This is a genomic window from Pseudomonas paraversuta, from assembly GCF_904063065.1.
In the GTDB taxonomy this organism is placed as follows: Bacteria; Pseudomonadota; Gammaproteobacteria; order Pseudomonadales; family Pseudomonadaceae; genus Aquipseudomonas; species Aquipseudomonas paraversuta.
On the sequence record NZ_CAJFCL010000001.1, the window covers coordinates 464,627 to 483,137 of the forward strand.

General features: G+C 57.9%; 17 protein-coding genes and 1 pseudogene. 5 read left to right on the forward strand and 13 right to left on the reverse strand.

Annotation, left to right across the window (positions count from 1 at the left end):
- Nucleotides 1-133: 133 nt before the first annotated feature.
- Complete coding sequence (gene recJ, locus JQ845_RS02135) at nucleotides 134-1,843, reverse strand: single-stranded-DNA-specific exonuclease RecJ (RefSeq protein WP_003440300.1); 1,710 nt, start codon at nucleotides 1,841-1,843, stop codon at nucleotides 134-136.
- A 178-nt stretch (nucleotides 1,844-2,021) separates the two neighbouring features.
- Nucleotides 2,022-2,564: a YaeQ family protein gene (locus JQ845_RS02140; protein WP_003440298.1), complete on the reverse strand. Its 543-nt coding sequence runs from the start codon at nucleotides 2,562-2,564 to the stop codon at nucleotides 2,022-2,024.
- 172 nt (nucleotides 2,565-2,736) lie between these two features.
- Here JQ845_RS02140 and JQ845_RS02145 point away from each other — a divergent pair, with 172 nt between their 5' ends.
- Complete coding sequence (locus tag JQ845_RS02145; protein ID WP_003440296.1) at nucleotides 2,737-3,936, forward strand: CaiB/BaiF CoA transferase family protein; 1,200 nt, start codon at nucleotides 2,737-2,739, stop codon at nucleotides 3,934-3,936.
- Nucleotides 3,937-3,974: 38 nt separating this feature from the next.
- A complete protein-coding gene (locus tag JQ845_RS02150; RefSeq protein WP_003440294.1) occupies nucleotides 3,975-4,757 on the forward strand; it encodes a TIGR02285 family protein in 783 nt (260 codons plus the stop codon).
- A 262-nt stretch (nucleotides 4,758-5,019) separates the two neighbouring features.
- Here JQ845_RS02150 and JQ845_RS02155 read toward each other — a convergent pair whose 3' ends face one another.
- The 5 genes from JQ845_RS02155 to xerD all read right to left on the reverse strand — a co-directional run bounded on the left by JQ845_RS02155 (nucleotide 5,020) and on the right by xerD (nucleotide 10,346).
- Nucleotides 5,020-5,427 (reverse strand): response regulator, encoded by a 408-nt coding sequence (locus tag JQ845_RS02155; protein ID WP_203008252.1) that lies wholly within the window; start codon nucleotides 5,425-5,427, stop codon nucleotides 5,020-5,022.
- 186 nt (nucleotides 5,428-5,613) lie between these two features.
- A complete protein-coding gene (thrC, locus tag JQ845_RS02160; protein ID WP_003440291.1) occupies nucleotides 5,614-7,023 on the reverse strand; it encodes a threonine synthase in 1,410 nt (469 codons plus the stop codon).
- A 106-nt stretch (nucleotides 7,024-7,129) separates the two neighbouring features.
- Nucleotides 7,130-8,434, reverse strand: a complete 1,305-nt coding sequence (locus JQ845_RS02165; protein WP_003440289.1) for a homoserine dehydrogenase — start codon at nucleotides 8,432-8,434, stop codon at nucleotides 7,130-7,132.
- Between the two features lie 136 nt (nucleotides 8,435-8,570).
- On the reverse strand, nucleotides 8,571-9,302 hold the full coding sequence (locus JQ845_RS02170) for a thioredoxin fold domain-containing protein (protein WP_003440287.1): 732 nt from the start codon (nucleotides 9,300-9,302) through the stop codon (nucleotides 8,571-8,573).
- Nucleotides 9,303-9,449: 147 nt separating this feature from the next.
- Nucleotides 9,450-10,346: a site-specific tyrosine recombinase XerD gene (gene xerD, locus JQ845_RS02175; protein ID WP_003440282.1), complete on the reverse strand. Its 897-nt coding sequence runs from the start codon at nucleotides 10,344-10,346 to the stop codon at nucleotides 9,450-9,452.
- A 120-nt stretch (nucleotides 10,347-10,466) separates the two neighbouring features.
- Here xerD and JQ845_RS02180 point away from each other — a divergent pair, with 120 nt between their 5' ends.
- Entirely contained in the window at nucleotides 10,467-12,266 is a 1,800-nt protein-coding gene (locus JQ845_RS02180; protein ID WP_203008085.1) for a cation:proton antiporter, read from the forward strand.
- A gap of 38 nt (nucleotides 12,267-12,304) precedes the next feature.
- On the opposite strand, the gene JQ845_RS02185 is transcribed toward JQ845_RS02180, so the two are convergent.
- The 6 genes from JQ845_RS02185 to ffh all read right to left on the reverse strand — a co-directional run bounded on the left by JQ845_RS02185 (nucleotide 12,305) and on the right by ffh (nucleotide 16,395).
- A complete protein-coding gene (locus JQ845_RS02185) occupies nucleotides 12,305-12,727 on the reverse strand; it encodes an acyl-CoA thioesterase (RefSeq protein WP_003440275.1) in 423 nt (140 codons plus the stop codon).
- A gap of 94 nt (nucleotides 12,728-12,821) precedes the next feature.
- Complete coding sequence (rplS, locus tag JQ845_RS02190) at nucleotides 12,822-13,172, reverse strand: 50S ribosomal protein L19 (RefSeq protein ID WP_003440273.1); 351 nt, start codon at nucleotides 13,170-13,172, stop codon at nucleotides 12,822-12,824.
- Nucleotides 13,173-13,217: 45 nt separating this feature from the next.
- Entirely contained in the window at nucleotides 13,218-13,970 is a 753-nt protein-coding gene (gene trmD / locus JQ845_RS02195) for a tRNA (guanosine(37)-N1)-methyltransferase TrmD (RefSeq protein WP_003440270.1), read from the reverse strand.
- 2 nt (nucleotides 13,971-13,972) lie between these two features.
- Nucleotides 13,973-14,512: a ribosome maturation factor RimM gene (rimM, locus tag JQ845_RS02200; RefSeq protein WP_003440264.1), complete on the reverse strand. Its 540-nt coding sequence runs from the start codon at nucleotides 14,510-14,512 to the stop codon at nucleotides 13,973-13,975.
- Nucleotides 14,513-14,517: 5 nt separating this feature from the next.
- On the reverse strand, nucleotides 14,518-14,769 hold the full coding sequence (gene rpsP, locus JQ845_RS02205) for a 30S ribosomal protein S16 (RefSeq protein ID WP_003440261.1): 252 nt from the start codon (nucleotides 14,767-14,769) through the stop codon (nucleotides 14,518-14,520).
- 249 nt (nucleotides 14,770-15,018) lie between these two features.
- Nucleotides 15,019-16,395 carry a signal recognition particle protein gene (gene ffh / locus JQ845_RS02210; RefSeq protein WP_003440242.1) on the reverse strand — a complete coding sequence of 459 codons (1,377 nt, stop codon included), beginning with the start codon at nucleotides 16,393-16,395 and terminating at the stop codon, nucleotides 15,019-15,021.
- A gap of 208 nt (nucleotides 16,396-16,603) precedes the next feature.
- On the opposite strand from ffh, the gene JQ845_RS02215 reads away from it, so the two are divergent.
- Nucleotides 16,604-17,416 carry a cytochrome C assembly family protein gene (locus JQ845_RS02215; RefSeq protein ID WP_003440240.1) on the forward strand — a complete coding sequence of 271 codons (813 nt, stop codon included), beginning with the start codon at nucleotides 16,604-16,606 and terminating at the stop codon, nucleotides 17,414-17,416.
- A gap of 201 nt (nucleotides 17,417-17,617) precedes the next feature.
- A pseudogene (locus JQ845_RS02220) lies at nucleotides 17,618-18,307 on the forward strand (transporter associated domain-containing protein); the annotation flags it as partial.
- Between the last annotated feature and the right edge of the window lie 204 nt (nucleotides 18,308-18,511).

Here is an 18,511-nt window from a genome sequence, read left to right on the forward strand (position 1 = left end):
AATGACAGTGGGCAGGCTCCAGGGAACAAGCGTACCTAGAGCCTAGTCGACAACCCTGCAAGAGGTGGGGTTCATCTTTTGTACAGATTGCGGGAGCTGGCTTGCCAGCTCCCGCAAGGGTTGAGCGCCGGGGTTAACGCGGTTCGATGTGGGCAATCATCAGTTGTACGGTTTCGTTGCCGCGAAATTCGTTGAGGTCGAGTTTATAGGCCAGTTCAACCCAGCGAATGGTCGGATTCGGCCACACTTCGCGGTCAACTCCGAAGGCAATGCCGTCCAGCTTGACGCTGCCGCACTCGGTTTTGAGCACCACTTTCAAGTGGCGCTCCCCGACAATTCGCTGCTCCACCAACTGAAACACCCCATGAAACAGCGGCTCAGGGAAGTGCTGCCCCCATGGCCCGGCATTGCGCAGGGCCCGCGCCAGTTCCAGATGGAACTCTTCTACCGCCAGACTGCCGTCCGACATCAATCGCCCCGTCAGGTCCTCTTCACGCAGTTGACGCCGCACTTCGGCATCGAACGCACGGGAAAACACCGCGAAGTTCGCCTCGGGCAGGGTCAGGCCTGCGGCCATGGCGTGGCCGCCGTATTTACTGATCAGGTCCGGGTGCTGGGCAGCCACCACGCTGAGCGCATCGCGAATATGAAAGCCCGCCACCGAACGACCGGAGCCCTTGAGCATGCCGTCACCCGCATCGGCAAACGCGAACGTCGGGCGGAAGTAACGCTCCTTGAGGCGCGAAGCCAGAATCCCGATCACCCCCTGGTGCCACTCCGGATCGAACAGGCACAAACCAAACGGCATGCTTTCAACCGGCAGCTCCTTGAGTTGGGCCAGCGCTTCACGCTGCATGCCTTGCTCAATGGACTTGCGATCCTGGTTCATTTCGTCGAGCTGCGCGGCCATTTCCCGCGCGGCATTGGCGTCGTCGGTGAGCAGGCATTCGATACCCAGGCTCATGTCGTCCAGACGACCGGCGGCATTCAGGCGCGGCCCAAGAATAAATCCAAGATCGGTGGAGGTAATACGCGAGTGGTCACGCTTGGCCACTTCAAGAATGGCCTTGAGCCCCGGCCGCGCACGCCCGGCCCGAATGCGTTCGAGCCCCTGATGCACCAGAATCCGGTTGTTGGCGTCCAGCGGCACCACGTCCGCCACGCTGCCCAGGGCCACCAGGTCCAGCAGCTCGGCAATGTTTGGCGCCTTGCTGTTTTGATACCAGCCCAGGCTGTTCAGGCGAGCACGCAAAGCGATCAGCACATAGAAGATCACCCCGACACCCGCCAGTGCCTTGCTCGGAAACTCGCAGCCCGGCTGGTTGGGATTGACGATGGCATCAGCCGCCGGCAGCTCGTTGCCCGGCAAGTGGTGGTCGGTGACCAGAACGCTCAACCCGGCCTCTTTCGCCGCGGCCACACCCTCGATACTGGAGATGCCGTTGTCGACGGTGATCAGCAACTGTGGCGTGCGGGTCAATGCAACTTTGACGATTTCCGGGGTCAGGCCGTAGCCATATTCGAAACGGTTAGGCACCAGGTAATCGACATGGGCCGCGCCCAGCAGACGCAAACCGAGCATGCCGACGGTACTGGCCGTGGCGCCGTCGGCGTCAAAGTCTCCGACTATCAGGATGCGCTGGCGCTGTTCAAGGGCCACCACCAGCAAATCCACGGCGGCATCGATGCCCTTGAGCTGCTGATACGGAATCAGCCGCGCCAGGCTCTTGTCCAGTTCCGCTTGCGACTGCACGCCACGGGCGGCGTAAAGACGCGTCAGCAATGTCGGCATTTCGCCCAGAAAAGGCAGGATTTCGGGCAGTGGACGAGGTTCGATGCGCATAAGCTGGATGGAGGCTCTTATTGAAAAATGTACTTGTACAGGTCGCTTGAAAACGTCGCGAGCGAAGGCAAGACAAGGCAAAAGCAGGCGAGGACGCGCAGTTTACGGGGTGTAAATGAGCAGTCCGGGCCTGCCTTTAACGCAGTATTGTCGAGCGCAGCAGTTTTCATGTGCTCTGTTAACCGCGATCGCCCTGCAGCCACTGCAACTGGACTTCGTGCTGGCCGCGATCGTCGGTCACGAAAATCGTGCCTTCGCTGATCATCACGTCCCACTTGATAACGCGCGGCATGTCTTTGGCCAGGACTTCAAGAATCTCTTGCGGAACGGCCGCGATATTGACGTTCTTCAGGTTCTTGATGGCCGGGATCACTTTGCCTTCCCAAACGCGCAGGCTGCCATAGGCCAGCAGACTGGTGCGTTCAGTACGGCGCGAACACCAGGTCAGACGATCGGCATCGGGCTGGCCGACTTCGATCCAGTGCAGAACGCGGTCGTCCAGGCTTTTTTCCCACAGTGCCGGCTCGTCGACATCCGAAAGACCACGACCAAAAGCCAGCTGCTCGTTGTACCAGAAGGCATACGCCAGAAGACGCACGGTCATGCGTTCTTCAGTTTCAGACGGGTGACGGGCGATGGTCTGCTTGACGCTTTCATACACCCCGCGATCGAGATCGGTGAGATTCAGTTCAAACTTGTAAGTCGTGGACGGCTGGGCCATGAACGGGCTTCTTGATACGGAGAAAGGCGCCAAGTCTAACCGATACACCCCCGCCTGCGCTCAATTCAACTGTAAGGGCACGCTTGTGCAAGAGGGCTAAACGCACAGATAAGACAGGTGCTGCCACCTATGTTAAAAGGCTCTACTCGCTCGCCCTGGACAAGGACTACCCATGCCACTCGCCACCAAACCCCTTTCAGGCCTCAAAGTCGTCGAACTGGGTACCCTGATAGCGGGGCCTTTTGCGTCGCGCATCTGCGCCGAATTTGGCGCCCAGGTGATCAAGGTTGAATCCCCCGACGGCGGTGATCCGCTGCGCAAATGGCGCAAGCTGTACGAAGGTACCTCGTTGTGGTGGTTCGTCCAGGCCCGCAACAAAAAATCCCTGACCTTGAACCTCAAGCATCCTGACGGCCTCAACGTGCTCAAGGCATTGCTGGCAGACGCCGATATCCTGATCGAGAACTTCCGCCCCGGGGTTCTGGAAAAACTCGGCCTGGGCTGGGATGTACTGCATGCCCTGAACCCGAAGCTGGTGATGGTGCGCCTCTCGGGCTTTGGCCAGACAGGGCCGATGAAAGACCAGCCGGGGTTTGGTGCCGTCGGTGAATCCATGGGCGGGCTGCGGTATATCACCGGCTTTGAGGATCGCCCTCCGGTACGTACCGGCATTTCCATTGGTGACTCGATTGCCGCGCTGTGGGGTGTGATTGGCGCCCTGATGGCGTTGCGTCATCGCGAGGTTAACGGCGGCCAGGGGCAAGTGGTTGACGTCGCACTGTACGAGGCGATTTTCGCAATGATGGAAAGCATGGTGCCCGAGTTCGATGTGTTCGGTTTTATTCGCGAGCGCACCGGCAATATCATGCCCGGCATTACCCCCTCCTCGATCCACACCAGCCAGGACGGCAAGCACGTACAAATTGGCGCCAACGGCGATGCCATCTTCAAACGGTTCATGCTCATCATCGGCCGGGATGACCTGGCCAATGACCCTGAACTTGCCGGCAACGACGGACGCGACGCCCGCCGTGACGAGCTGTACGGCGTGATTGATCGCTGGGTGGCCTCATTGCCGCTGCAGACCGTGCTCGAGCAACTGAGCTCTGCCCAGGTCCCGGCCAGTCGCATTTTTTCGGCAGAAGACATGTTCACCGACCCGCAATTTCTGGCCCGTGAAATGTTTCTGCAAGCCAAACTGCCTGACGGTAAAGACTTCAAGATGCCGGGGATCGTACCGCGGCTATCCGAGACCCCGGGTTCCGCCGACTGGGTGGGCCCGGAGCTGGGTGCACACAATCATGAAGTGCTGAGCGGTTTGGGCTACGACGCTGCAGCCATCGCTGAGCTCAAGCTGGCAGGTGCCATTTGACCGGTGATTGTTAGTTGCTACGGGAAAAGATCAGCACCATGACCCGGCACTCAAAGTGGCGCGGCATTTGCGCAGGTCTGGTCACGCTGGCATTGCTTGCCTGGCCCCCAGAGACTCTGGCGGCTCCAAAGCTCATCTGGTTGATGCGCGATCTGCCGCCATTGACGGTGCGCGATGGCCCGCAAAAAGGTCAGGGGCTCATTGACCAGCTGATGCCCGCATTGATGACAGGCATGCCGCAATATCAGCACGTCATCTTGCCGGTCAATCGGGCCCGGGCCATTCGGATGCTCGAAGAAGCTTCGCTGGCCTGCGACCCGGCACTGGTATGGAACCCCAGGCGCGCCCACTCAATTGTCTATTCCAGCCCGGTCATCGGCTTGCATGGCAATGGCCTGGTGATTCGACGCGAAGATCAAAAACTGATTGAGCCCTTTGTCCGCGACAAGGCGGTAGACCTGACGGCCATGCTCGACGCTCAAACCTTGAAGCTCGGCGTCATCGCCAAGCGCAGCTACGGACCATGGATTGATGCTCAAGTGTCACAGGGCCGCAAACACCAGCTCTTCATCCACTACGGCAACGATCCGCTGGGCAGTTTGCTGCACATGCAGAGTGCCGGCCGGGTTCAGGCACTGCTGGGCTATTGGCCGGAGATTCAATCCAAGGCAAGACAACAAGGGCTCAATCCTGAGTCGCTGATTTTCTACCGCATCCTCGGTGCCCCCGCCTACCAGCCCATTTACATCGGCTGTACCAATACCCCTGAAGGGCGCGAAGTCATTCGCAGAGTCAACGCCATACTGGCTGATCGGCCATGAGGGACTGCACGCCCCGGCGGGGATATGCCCCGGGGCCGGCCACACCGGCGACTGCCAGAACCCCGGGACGGCCAGGGGCAATGACAAAAAAAGCACAAAAAAAATCCCGGGCAGTGGGGAGACAACCCGGGATTTAACAAGGTCGTGAAGACCCACTCAACAGGCTACAAGCATCGGAGCAATAAGCTTGATCCTGTTGATGCTGAATCTGACATAGCGCCTGCGGGAAAGGTTCCCCGGCATATGCAATCAATTCGCACTATCAAGCCCCGGCCACTGCGCGGCTCTGCTGATAGGAGTCCAGCAAAAGCCCCAAGCCGGTTACAGTCACCGGCTTGGGCAAATATCCCAACACCCTGAGACCATCCTTGCGGGCTGTGCTTACCGCACTTGCCAGGACATGGGACTCGGCCCCGCCGACAAAAATCAATGCCGGCGCCTCAGGTTTGGCGGACATTTCATGGATCAGCTGCAGTGCGTCGGCGGCTTCCAGATACAAATCACAAATGGCCACATCGATGGCCCCGCGCCTGGCCAGCGAGCCCCGGGCAGACTCTAGGTTGTCAGCCGCCAGGACATCGAATATGTGATAGGCATTCAACATCTGATGCAACGACATCAGCTGGAAAGGGTTGTCGTCAACAATCAAAACTTTCAGGGAGCGCATCATGGGCCTTTGGAGCATAACGCGTACTTGGCGCAGGGGAGTCGACTCTAGAGCGGATGGCCAGCAATAAACATCGGATGATTCCTAAATACCGACAGGAAACTTCTTGGTGGCAGACCGGGCCGGCAGCACGTTATCGGCCACAAATAAAAAAGCCCGTCAAATGACGGGCTTCAACATACGCAAGACTTAGAGTGGCTTGCCGCGATTGCCATGCTGGCTGACAAAAGCTTGTACGGCTTTCAAGTCATTGGCCAGAACGGTGTAGCGCTCTTCCCGCGCAAACAGATCAGCAAGATGCGCTGGTAGCTCAAGCGCTTTCCCGACACCGGCCTTTTCTACCGCATCAGGAAACTTGACCGGATGCGCAGTGCCCAGAATAACCATCGGAATATCCAGGCTGCGACGGCACTCACGGGCGGCCTTGACCCCGATAGCGGTATGCGGGTCCAGCACTTCGCCAGTTTCGGCAAACACCTGGGCGATGGTTTCGCAGGTTTGCTCATCATCGACTGCCAGCGAATCGAACAAACGACGCGCTTCGGTCCAGCGATCATCTTCAACGCTGAAGTTGCCGGTTTGCTTGAAGGCTTCCATCAGACCCGCAACTGCCGCGCCATTACGGCCGTGCAGATCGAACAGCAGGCGTTCGAAGTTGGAGGACACCATGATGTCCATCGACGGCGACAGGGTCGCGTGCAGGGTGTCCTTGGCGTACTGATTGCCGCTCATGAAGCGGTGCAGAATGTCGTTACGGTTGGTGGCAACGATCAACTGATTGATCGGCAAACCCATGTTGCGCGCCAGGTAGCCGGCAAAAATATCGCCGAAGTTACCGGTAGGCACCGAGAACGAAACCGAGCGGTGCGGGCCGCCCAGTTGCAGGGCTGCGTGGAAGTAGTAAACGATCTGGGCCATGATCCGCGCCCAGTTGATCGAGTTCACTGCCACCAGGCGTGTGCCCTTGAGGAAGTCCTGATCGGCAAAGCTGGCCTTGACCATCTCCTGGCAGTCATCGAAGTTGCCTTCGATGGCGATGTTGTGGATGTTGTCGCCGAACAGCGTGGTCATCTGGCGACGCTGTACCTCGGACACCCGGTTGTTGGGGTGCAGGATAAAGATGTCGACATTTTCGCAGTGCTTGCAGCCTTCAATGGCCGCAGACCCGGTGTCTCCGGAAGTAGCGCCGACAATAACCACGCGCTCGCCACGTTTTTCCAGCACATAGTCGAGCAAGCGTCCGAGCAGTTGCAGGGCAAAGTCCTTGAACGCCAGCGTAGGACCATGGAACAGCTCCAGGACCCACTCGTTGCCATTGAGCTGGCGCAGTGGTGCTACAGCTGCGTGGGAAAACGCGCCGTAGGTCTCTTCGAGAATCTTTTTGAAATCGGCGTCAGGAATGCTGCCGGTGACAAACGGGCGCATGACCCGAAAAGCCAGTTCGTGATACGGCAGGCCGGCCCAGGAAGCGATTTCTTCCTGGGTAAAGCGCGGCAGGTTTTCCGGTACGTACAAACCACCGTCGCTGGCCAGACCGGCCAGCAGGACATCTTCAAAGTTCAGGGCCGGTGCCTGGCCACGGGTGCTGATATAGCGCATGGTTTCAAACCTTCGGTTTGAGCGGCAAGCTGTCTGGCGACAAGCTGCAAGTAAAAGCGCATTGGCTTGACTTGCAGCCTGCAGCCTGGCGCTTGCCGCTGCTTAATTAAATAAGATGCTCAACGCGGATGCGAACCACCGGACCCACAACGCCCTGCAGTGCTTCAAGCGCTGCGATCGCATCGTTCATGTGCTGCTCGAGCACACGGTGGGTCAGCAGAATCATCGGCACCAGACCGTCATGTTCTTCAACTTCTTTCTGCATGATCGATTCGATGTTGATCCCGCGCTCCGACAAGATGCTGGCCACCTGGGCCAGTACGCCCGGATGGTCCTTGGCCTGGATGCGCAGGTAATAAGCGCTTTCGCAGGCTTCGATTGGCAGAATCGGGTGATCGGACAGCGAATCCGGCTGGAAGGCCAGGTGCGGGACGCGATTCTCGGGATCGGAGGTCATCGCACGCACCACGTCCACCAGGTCTGCCACCACCGACGAAGCGGTTGGCTCCATGCCGGCGCCGGCGCCGTAGAACAGGGTTGAGCCTGCTGCGTCACCATTGACCATGACTGCGTTCATTACACCGTTGACGTTGGCAAGCAAACGGTCAGCCGGGATCAGTGTCGGGTGCACCCGCAACTCGATACCGCTGGCAGTACTGCGTGCCACACCCAGGTGCTTGATGCGATAGCCCAGCGCCTCGGCGTAATTCACGTCAGCCGTGGTCAGCTTGGTGATGCCTTCGGTGTAGGCCTTGTCGAATTGCAGCGGGATGCCGAACGCAATCGAAGCCAGAATCGTCAATTTGTGTGCGGCGTCGATGCCTTCGACGTCAAACGTCGGATCGGCTTCGGCGTAACCCAGGGCCTGGGCTTCAGTCAGCACGTCTTCAAAGGTGCGGCCCTTCTCACGCATCTCGGTGAGGATAAAGTTGCCCGTACCGTTGATGATGCCCGCAACCCAGTTGATGCGGTTGGCCGACAGGCCTTCACGGATGGCCTTGATCACCGGAATCCCGCCAGCAACTGCCGCTTCGAACGCAACGATCACGCCCTTCTCTTGTGCCCGGGCAAAAATTTCGTTGCCGTGAACCGCAATCAGCGCCTTGTTGGCAGTAACCACGTGCTTGCCGTTTTCGATGGCCAGGAGTACGAGTTCGCGAGCGATGGTGTAACCACCAATCAGCTCGATAACGATGTCGATCTCAGGGTTGGTCGCAACAGCGAATACATCGTTGGTAATGGGGGTACCGGTAATGTCGCACTGAGGGTTTGGCGTACGCATGGCAATTTGCGCAACCTGGATACCACGCCCGGCACGGCGGGCAATCTCCTCGGCGTTACGCTTTAGTACGTTGAAGGTGCCGCCACCGACGGTCCCGAGCCCACAGATACCTACTTTGACCGGATTCACGCTGAACTCCCCATAAAACGGCCGACTCAAGGTCGGCCGTGGAAAACAACCGTGGATTGCCACGGTTCTCTATTAATAGCCGGGCCACTGAACCGCCCCGCCATGATCGTCAAAGGCTTACCGTGACGATGCAGGATTATTTAACACTGAGTGCCAGCTTGCCAACCTGCGCAGCAGGCTGATAGCCCGGAATGACCTGGCCATCTGCCAAAACAATCGCCGGCGTACCATTTACACCAATGGACTGGCCCATGGCGAACTGTTTGGCAACCGGGTTGGCGCATTTAGGCGCCTCTACCGTCTTGCCATCCGTCATCTTGTCCATGGCAGCTTTCTTGTCCGTGGAACACCAGACCGCCTGCAGTTGCTTGTCACCCGGCGAGCCAAGGCCCTGACGCGGGAAAGCAACATAGCGCACTTCAATCCCCATTTTGTTCAGCTCAGGGATTTCGGCGTGCAATTTGTGGCAGTACGGACAAGTGGTGTCGGTAAAGACCGTGATATGCGACTTGGTTTCACCGATTGCCGGGTAAACCACGGTTTCTGCCACCGGGATACCATTGATCAACTTGGCGACGCCAATGCGTTCGGCCTGCTCGGTCAGATTGACCGGCTTGCCGTCCTTGAGCTGAAACATATAGCCCTGGACGATGAACTGTCCATCGGCACTGGCATACAGCACGCGACTGCCCTTGAGTTTGACTTCGTACAGGCCGGCCATTGGGCTGGCGCTGATGCTCTCGACCGGAACATCCAGTTGCAGCGTTTCCAGGCTCTTGCGAATCGCTTGTTCGGCACCGCTATCGGCAAAAGAAAAGGTACTGACCAACGCAATGGCTGCGGCGGCAAAAATTCGGGTCACGCGCATGGGAACTCCTGAGGGCGGACAAGCGGCCAAACCGGAAAATCACGATCTGAAAAAAAGGATTCCGGCGGCGCGCTTTATTAACCGGCAAAGCCTACCACAGTTGGCTTGCGTGGCCGACTCCAGCCGACGCAAGCATCTATAAACAGCTCAGCCACGGGGGTGATGAAGGGCATGCATTTCTTGCAGGCGGGCACGCGCCACATGGGTGTAAATCTGGGTGGTGGACAGATCACTATGGCCCAGCAGCATCTGCACCACCCGCAAATCGGCACCATGGTTGAGCAAGTGGGTCGCAAAGGCGTGACGCAAGGTGTGGGGCGACAGGGATTTGTCGATCCCGGCCACTTGAGCCTGATGCTTGATACGGTGCCAGAAGGTCTGACGGGTCATTTGCTCACCGCGCTGACTGGGGAACATGACATCGCTGGGGCGGCCGTTCAGCAGCTCATGGCGGGCATCGCGCATGTAGCGCTCAACCCAGACAATCGCCTCCTCCCCCATTGGCACCAGCCGCTCCTTGCTGCCCTTGCCCATTACCCGCAACACCCCTTGACGCAGGTTGACCTGCTCCAGAGTCAGGCTGATCAACTCGGTAACCCGCAGGCCGCAGGCATAAAGCACCTCGAGCATCGCCCGGTCACGCTGACCAATGGCCTCTGCCAGATCCGGGGCGGCGAGCAACGCCTCGACATCCGCCTCTGACAGGGACTTGGGCAGCGGCCTGCCCAATTGCGGCATATCGACCTGCAAGGTCGGATCGACTGCAATCAGCTTTTCGCGCAATAAATAGCGATAGAAGCCACGGGCTCCGGAAAGAAAACGCGCTGTGGAGCGAGGCTTGTAACCCTGCTCCAGGCGCCATGCCAAGTGATCCAGAATCAGCTCGCGGCCGGCACCGGCCAGCTCAAGACCGCGCTCCTGCAACCAGCCATTGAATAACGCCAAATCGCTGCGATAAGCGTCACGGGTGTTGTCCGACAGCCCCTTTTCCAGCCACAGGGCATCCAGGAAACGGTCGATAAGTGGATTGTCTATAGCAGGCATTGGCGCTCGAAAAGCGCAGCCCGCAGGCCGCGCATAAATAAAAAGTGAACTGCAAAAGTGGCCGCTAGTCTTTCATGGCCGGCTGATGCCATAAACCACAGGTTCTCACAGGAGCCCCTTATGAATGAACAACAGATTCTGCTGGCGTTGGGAGGAATCGGCATCGCCGCCCTGGGCTCTCAGTGGCTCGCCTGGCGCCTGAAACTGCCAGCCATCCTGTTTTTGCTCCTGACCGGGATTCTCGTAGGGCCCGTTCTGGGCTGGCTTGATCCGCAAGAGCTGTTCGGCCCTCTGCTGATGCCTCTGGTTTCGCTGTCAGTGGCGCTGATCCTGTTTGAAGGCAGCCTGACCCTGCACCTGTCCGAATGGGGCGAAATAGGCAGCGTAGTGCGCCGCCTGGTTACCATCGGGGCCCTCTCGACCTGGGCGGTGATTACCCTGGCCACGCATTGGCTGCTGGGCTTTGACTGGCTGCTGGCGCTGCTGTTCGGCACCCTGACACTGGTTACCGGGCCAACGGTGATTGTGCCCATGCTGCGCGTGGTGCGACCCAAGGCATCGATCGCCAATATCCTGCGCTGGGAAGGCATTGTCATCGACCCCATTGGCGCGTTACTGGCAGTGGTGGTGTACAGCTTCATCATTACCCGCGCTTCAGGCGAAGGCCTGAGCCACAGCCTGCTGACCTTTGGCGGAGTGATTGTGTGCGGCAGCCTGTTTGGCATCGTGGGCGGCTGGGTCATGGGGCATATCCTGCGCCGGCAATGGCTGCCCGAATACCTGCACAGCCTGGCCACACTGGCGACAGTGCTGGCCATATTCATTGCCTCCAATACGGTGATGCATGAGTCAGGACTGATGGCCGTCACGCTGATGGGCATATGGATGGCCAATATGAAGGGCGTTGATGTACGCAACATTCTGCACTTCAAGGAAAACCTGAGTATTTTCCTGATTTCGGGCCTGTTCATTTTGCTGGCGGCACGCCTGGATCTGCATGCCATGATCGCGCTGGGGCCCGTGGTGCTGGTGTTGCTGCTGATCATTCAATTCATTGCTCGCCCGCTGAACGTACTGCTATCGACTTTCGGCTCAAAACTCAACTGGCGTGAGCGCACGCTGCTGGCCTGGATCGCACCGCGGGGCATTGTTGCGGCGGCGGTGTCGGCCATTTTTGCAATTCGCCTGGATCAGGCCGGACATGAAGGGGCGCTGTTGCTGGTGCCACTGACGTTTGCCGTGATCATTGGCACCGTTGTACTGCAGAGTGCCACCGCTCGCCCCCTGGCACGCCTGCTCAAGGTCGCCGAGCCAGCCCCCAGCGGCTTTCTGATCGTCGGCGCCAACGGTCCGGCCCGGGGCATTGGCAAAGCCCTGCAACAACTGGGCAGTCGCGTATTGCTGACCGACTCCAACTGGGAAAATATCCGCGCAGCGCGCATGGAGAACCTGCCGACCTACTTTGGCAACCCGGCCTCGCAACACGCCGAGGTGCATCTGGACCTGGTGGGCCTCGGGCACCTGCTTGCACTGTCGCCATCGGGTGAGCTCAATACCCTGGCCGCAATCCGCTTTCGCCATGAATTTGGCCCCAGGCGCCTGTATACATTGGCCAGTGGTCAGGAAATCCGCCGTACCGACAAACATCGCGCCAGTCATGAGCATCGCGGGCAATCACTGGGCAACCCGGTCCTGACCTATACCCAACTGGCCAGTGAACTGCACAACGGTGCCGAGATATACAGCACTCAGCTGACTGAAAACTTCACTTGGGAGGATTACCAGGCCCTGCATGGCGAGCGCGCCACACTGCTGTTTGCCCGCGACCACAACAGTTGGGTGCATGTGGTGACGCCAGACAGCGATTTGAAGCCGGGAGCCGGCTGGACACTATTGGCCTTGATCAGGCAGGACGCCTAGCCTGTTGGAGCCAGGCTGGCTCCAACCTGTGTTGGTTATTACTCGCCTTGCCGGGCAAAGCCTGGCAATACCGGTACCGGGCGCTTGTCATCATCAATGGCGACAAAGCTGAACAGGCCCTGGATCGCCAGCTCGCGACCATCACAGCTCATGCTTTCGACATACACCTCAACCTCAACCTTGAGGCTGGTATTGCCGACTTTAACCACACGCCCGATCAGCTCGACTATGCAGCCGGCCGCAATCGGGTGGTTGAAGTCGATCCGGTCGGTGGACACAGTCACCAGCGGCAAACGGCAGAAACGGGTCGCGGCGATAAACGAGACCTCGTCCATCCAGGCCAGTGCAGTGCCGCCGAACAAGGTGTTGTGATGATTGGTGGTGGACGGGAATACCGCTTTAGTAATACGGGTTACGGACAATTCGGTACGACGTTGAATCTCTTGCTCACGCGAAGCCATGATTTTACTACCTGCAACCAAACAAAAAACTGACAAATTTCAGGCACAAAAAAGCAGCCCGAAGGCTGCTTTTTTCTGCATCGGGAAGCTGGACTTAAGCCAGTTTTTCCTTGATGCGAGCTGCTTTACCGGACAGGTCACGCAGGTAGTACAGCTTGGCTTTACGAACGTCACCGCGACGCTTGACTGCCATGCTGTCGATTTGCGGGCTGTAGGTCTGGAAAGTACGCTCTACGCCAACACCGTTGGAGATTTTACGAACAGTGAAAGCACTGTTCACGCCACGGTTACGCTTGGCAATCACTACACCTTCGAAAGCTTGCAGACGCGAACGATCGCCTTCCTTCACTTTCACCTGAACGACAATGGTGTCGCCCGGGGCAAAAGGAGGGATCTCTTTAGTCATCTGCTCTGCTTCGAGTGCAAGGATGATTTTGTTAGTCATGCTGTGCTCCTAAGGTAGATCGTCTGATCTACCATCGATACGTTGTTAACTATCGTCCCGCTCGCGGATATATTCCTCGAGCAGCTTCTTCTCTTCTCCAGAAAGCGAGCGGCTTTCCAGAAGATCGGCGCGTCGTTCAAAGGTCCGCCCAAGGGACTGCTGTAAACGCCAACGCCGGATATGTGCATGATTGCCACTAAGCAATACGTCGGGAACACGCTGATCCGCATACACCTCCGGTCGGGTGTAGTGCGGGCAATCCAGCAAACCATCCGTGAAGGAATCTTCCTCCGCGGAGTCCGCATGCCCTAAAGCTCCAGGCAGCAGTCGTGTAACCGCATCAATCAGAACCATCGCCGGCAGCTCGCCACCGGAAAGTACATAGTCACCAATCGACCACTCTTCATCGACATAAGCATCTATAAAACGCTCGTCAATGCCTTCATAGCGACCTGCAATGAGGATTAATGCTTCCTCATTCGCCAGTTCGCGTACCGCCGACTGATTCAGTTGACGGCCTTGGGGCGACAGGTAAATTACCTTCGCCGCCTCTCCGGCTGCTTCTCTGGCCTGAACCAGTGCATCTTCCAGAGGCTTGATCTTCATCACCATGCCCGGACCACCGCCAAATGGGCGATCGTCCACAGTGTGATGCCGGTCCGTTGTGTAGTCACGCGGGTTCCAACAGGTGAGCTGCAACAGCCCTTGTTTCACCGCACGACTAGTGATGCCGTAGTCGCTGATGGCGGAAAACATTTCGGGAAACAAACTGATCACTTCTACGCGCAATTTAGCCACGCTTAGAAGTCCGCATCCCAATCCACCTTCATCTCGCCAGCTTCCAGGTCGATGCTCAACACGCATTGCTCTGTATAGGGCAACAAGCGATCACGATCATCCAGGCTGCCTGGGCAAGGTTTGACTTCCATGACATCGTTCGAGCCAGTTTCCATCAGATCAACAACCTTGCCGAGCAATTGCCCTTCGAGGTTGGTCACTTTAAGACCCTGCAGCTGGTACCAGTAGTACTCGCCATCGGTCAGTTCAGGAAACAGGTTGCGTGGCACGCAGATCTCGAATTCGCGCAGAAGACCAGCTTCGTCACGATCATCAAGACCTTTGAGCTTCACGACCAGAAACTTGCCGTTATGAGAACGGCCACTGACCAGCTCTGCCTGTCGTACTTCATTACCGCGCCGAAGCGTCAGCTTTTTGTAGTCCAACAGGTTATCAATTGGATCCGTAAAGGAATAAACCTTCACTTCGCCGCGAACGCCATGAATTGAATAAATTTTGCCGATAACGATCAAATCATCAGCAAGATCAGGCGTCACGCTCATATTGCTCAGGCCGCAGCCTTAGCGTTTTCTTTCACAAGCTGAGCAACGCGCTCAGACATTTGTGCACCAACACCCAACCAGTAGGCGAGGCGGTCTTCTTTAATGGAGAAACGAACTTCCTGACCACGGGCAACCGGGTTGAAGAAGCCAATTTGTTCCTTGTGGGAACCGTCACGTGGGTTACGGCTATCGGTAACGGTCAAGTGGTAAAACGGGCGCTTTTTGGAGCCGCCAAGGGCAAGACGGATTGTTAGCATGTGAACATCGTTCCTGTAGTCGGTGCTGCAAATCTAAATGCACAGCGGGCATAGGTGCCCGAAAGGCCGCATATTCTAAGGAATATCCGGACTTTTGCAAATGTCTTTTTCTGGCGCCTAGTCGACATGCCATAAAGATTTGCTATAAGGCCGCCACGAATGGCGACAGGTCGGCTCCCGCACGTGCGGGTTTGCCGGGTATCTCGCATCACTGCGAGTCGCCCAAGCGCGAGCGCTCAGGCAGGTAATTTACATTTTCGGCATGCCGCCACCAGGCATCATGGAGCCCATGCCGCGCATCATTTTGGCCATTCCGCCTTTTGCGGAGAACTTCTTCATCATTTTCTGCATCTGCTTGTGCTGCTTGATCAAGCGACCGATGTCCTGCACCTGGGTGCCGGAACCCATGGCAATACGACGCTTGCGCGAACCACTGATCAGGTCAGGGTCACGGCGCTCGGCCGGAGTCATGGAGTTGATGATGGCTTCCATTTGCTTGAACTGCTTTTCTGCCGCGCCCTGGGCGTTGCCCATTTGCGCCAGATTCACGCCACCCATGTTCGGCAGCTTGTCCATGAGGCCGCCAAGGCCGCCCATGTTCTTCATCTGTTGCAGCTGATCGCGGAAGTCTTCGAGATCGAAGCCCTTACCTTTCTTGAGTTTCTTCGCCAGTTTGTCGGCTTTGTCTTTATCGAGGGTCTGTTCGGCCTGTTCGATAAGGCTGAGCACGTCGCCCATGCCCAGAATGCGCGAAGCGATACGATCCGGGTGGAACGGTTCCAGAGCGTCGCTCTTCTCGCCCATACCGATAAACTTGATCGGCTTGCCGGTGATCGAGCGCACGGACAATGCCGCACCGCCACGGGCATCGCCGTCAACCTTGGTCAGGATCACACCGGTCAGCGGCAGCGCATCGCCAAAGGCCTTGGCCGTATTGGCGGCATCCTGGCCGGTCATGGCGTCGACCACAAACAGGGTTTCTGCCGGCTTGACGGCGCCGTGCAGTTCCTGGATTTCGGTCATCATCTCGGCGTCGATATGCAAACGACCCGCGGTATCGACAATGACTACATCAATGAACTTGAGCTTGGCTTCAGCAATGGCCGCCAGCGCGATGGCCACCGGCTTCTGGCTGATATCGGACGGGAAGAACGTAACCCCCACTTCCGCCGCCAGGGTTTCCAGCTGCTTGATTGCCGCAGGACGATAAACGTCGACCGAGACCACCATCACTGTTTTCTTTTTGCGCTCTTTAAGGAAGCGCGCCAGCTTGCCGGCGGTGGTGGTTTTACCCGCACCTTGCAAACCGGCCATCAAAACTACTGCAGGCGGCGTGACATTGAGGACCAGGTCCTCGTTGGCAGCACCCATCAGGCTTTCAAGCTCGGCCTGGACGATCTTCACAAACGCCTGGCCCGGCGTCAGGCTGCGCGACACTTCAGTGCCGACAGCGCGCTCTTTGACCGCGTTGACGAAGTCCTTGACCACTGGCAAAGCCACGTCGGCTTCCAGCAACGCCATGCGCACTTCACGCAGGGTGTCTTTGATGTTGTCCTCGGTCAGCTTGGCCTTGCCGGTAACATGGCGCAGCGTCTGCGAGAGACGATCGGTTAAATTTTCAAACATGCGCGATCCTTTCAGGCCCAAAGTAGACCGGGGTTATTGCGGCCCAGCCCGTGTAAAACTGATGCTCGGCGAGCCTGCGGCGTGGGCAGGTCGCGGATTATAGCGAAGACTGGCCGCATACGACACCTTGCCGTCGGCTTATGTAGTCTTTCGTGCATGGGCGGTTGTATGCCAAACTCAGCCCTTTCGGGCTTGCCTAACAGGATTTATGCTCCCCTTGTCACCGAGTTTGCTACCCAGCCTCGCCGCCGCCTGTTTATATGCCGCTGCGACCCTCTATCAAGGCACTTGCCTGCGCCAAGGCGCAAAGGCGAACAAACGCCTGTTGGTGACACTCGGCATTCTCGCCGTAATCGCCCACGCCATGAGCCTGTTCACCCACCTGATGACCCCGGCGGGTCTTGAACTGGACTTCTTCAGTGCTGCCAGCCTGATTGCCGCAGCAGTCATTGGCGTAACGCTGGTGGCATGTGTCCGGATCCCCGTCGAGAACCTGTTGCTGCTTCTATACCCGCTGGGAATGCTCACGGTGCTGCTGTCGCAGTTCGCCCCGCCCGGTACGGTTCAGGTAATAGATGAAGAACCCGGCATCCTCGCCCACATCCTGTTATCGCTCCTGGCCTATGGCATGTTCACCATCGCGGTGTTTCAGGCGTTGCTGCTGACCCTGCAGAACTACCAGCTCAAGAACAAGCACCCCAAAGGCCTGATCAAGAACTTCCCGCCCCTGCAAACCATGGAAAGCCTGCTGTTCGGCTTCCTGTGGGCCGGCTGGTCGCTGCTGTCACTGTCATTGATCTCCGGCTGGATGTTTTTGGGCAATCTGTTTGCCCAGCATCTGGTTCATAAAACCTTGCTGGCCTGCCTGGCATGGATCGTATTCAGCGTACTTCTGCTGGGGCGTCACCACCTCGGCTGGCGCGGACACAAAGCCATACGCTGGACGTTTGCCGGTTTCTGCCTGCTGATGCTGGCCTACTTTGGCAGCAAGCTGGTTCGTGAATACATTCTGCATATCTGACGGGCGATGATTATGGATAGCTTGCCCCCCGGGCCGATGCTGGCAGTTCTGGCATTTTTGATCGCAGCAGCCGGGCTGTTCGCCGGTTTTCTATGGGGCACAAACAACAGGAAGGTCCTTCGTGCCGAGGTGCCGCAGACGCGCCACACACCTGCCCAGCAAGACGACGAACTCTCCGCCAGCCGGCCGCAACTGCTCTCCGGCATCCATGCGCTGGACAACATCACGGTCAACGACATCCTGATCCCGCGCAGCGAAGTCGAAGGCCTGAACCTCGACGACTCCATCGAAGATCTGATCGAGCAACTGCGCCAGACCAAGCGCACACGCCTGCCGGTGTTTCATAACGACATCAACCAGGTCGAAGCCATCCTCAATACCCGCCACGTCCAGCACCTGCTGACGGATGCCAGCCTCACCAAGGAAGCGCTGCTGGCCGTCTGCACCGAGCCCTACTTCGTTCCTGAAAGCACGCCCCTGCAGCTGCAGCTGCTCAACTTCCACAAGCAACAACGCCGACTGGGCGTCGTGGTCGATGAATACGGAGAAGTACTGGGAATCGTGACCCTGGAAGACATCCTCGAAGAGATCGTCAGTGAGTTCGAGGACGAGCAAAACATCGATAACCCGCTGATCGATCCCCTGCCCGACGGACGCTTTGTGGTTGATGGCGCAGTCTCGGTCCGCGAACTGAACAAGGCCCTGGGCTGGCACCTGCCTTGCGACGGTCCGAAAACCCTTAACGGGCTGGTCACCGAAGCACTGGAAACCATTCCCGAAACCACTGTTTGCCTGAAGATCGGCCGCTATCGCCTGGAAATTCTCGAAACCGAAGAAAACCGCGTCAGCCGCGTACTGATCTGGCACAACAGCGTCAAACCCGCGGTTTAATCGCCGCGTAAGGTCTTGTTACATTCGAACAGGCCTCCCTATAATCATTTCCGCTTACACCCCGCTTGCGGGGTAAAGCCAGTCGATTAAAACACCGCATATCTTCAGTGGGAGCTGGCTGAGCAGTTCCCACCGGTTTATCTCCCCGCTTGAGACTGCGCTCGCCTGACTGACTGGCATTTGCCCCCACTGGCCAAACGACCA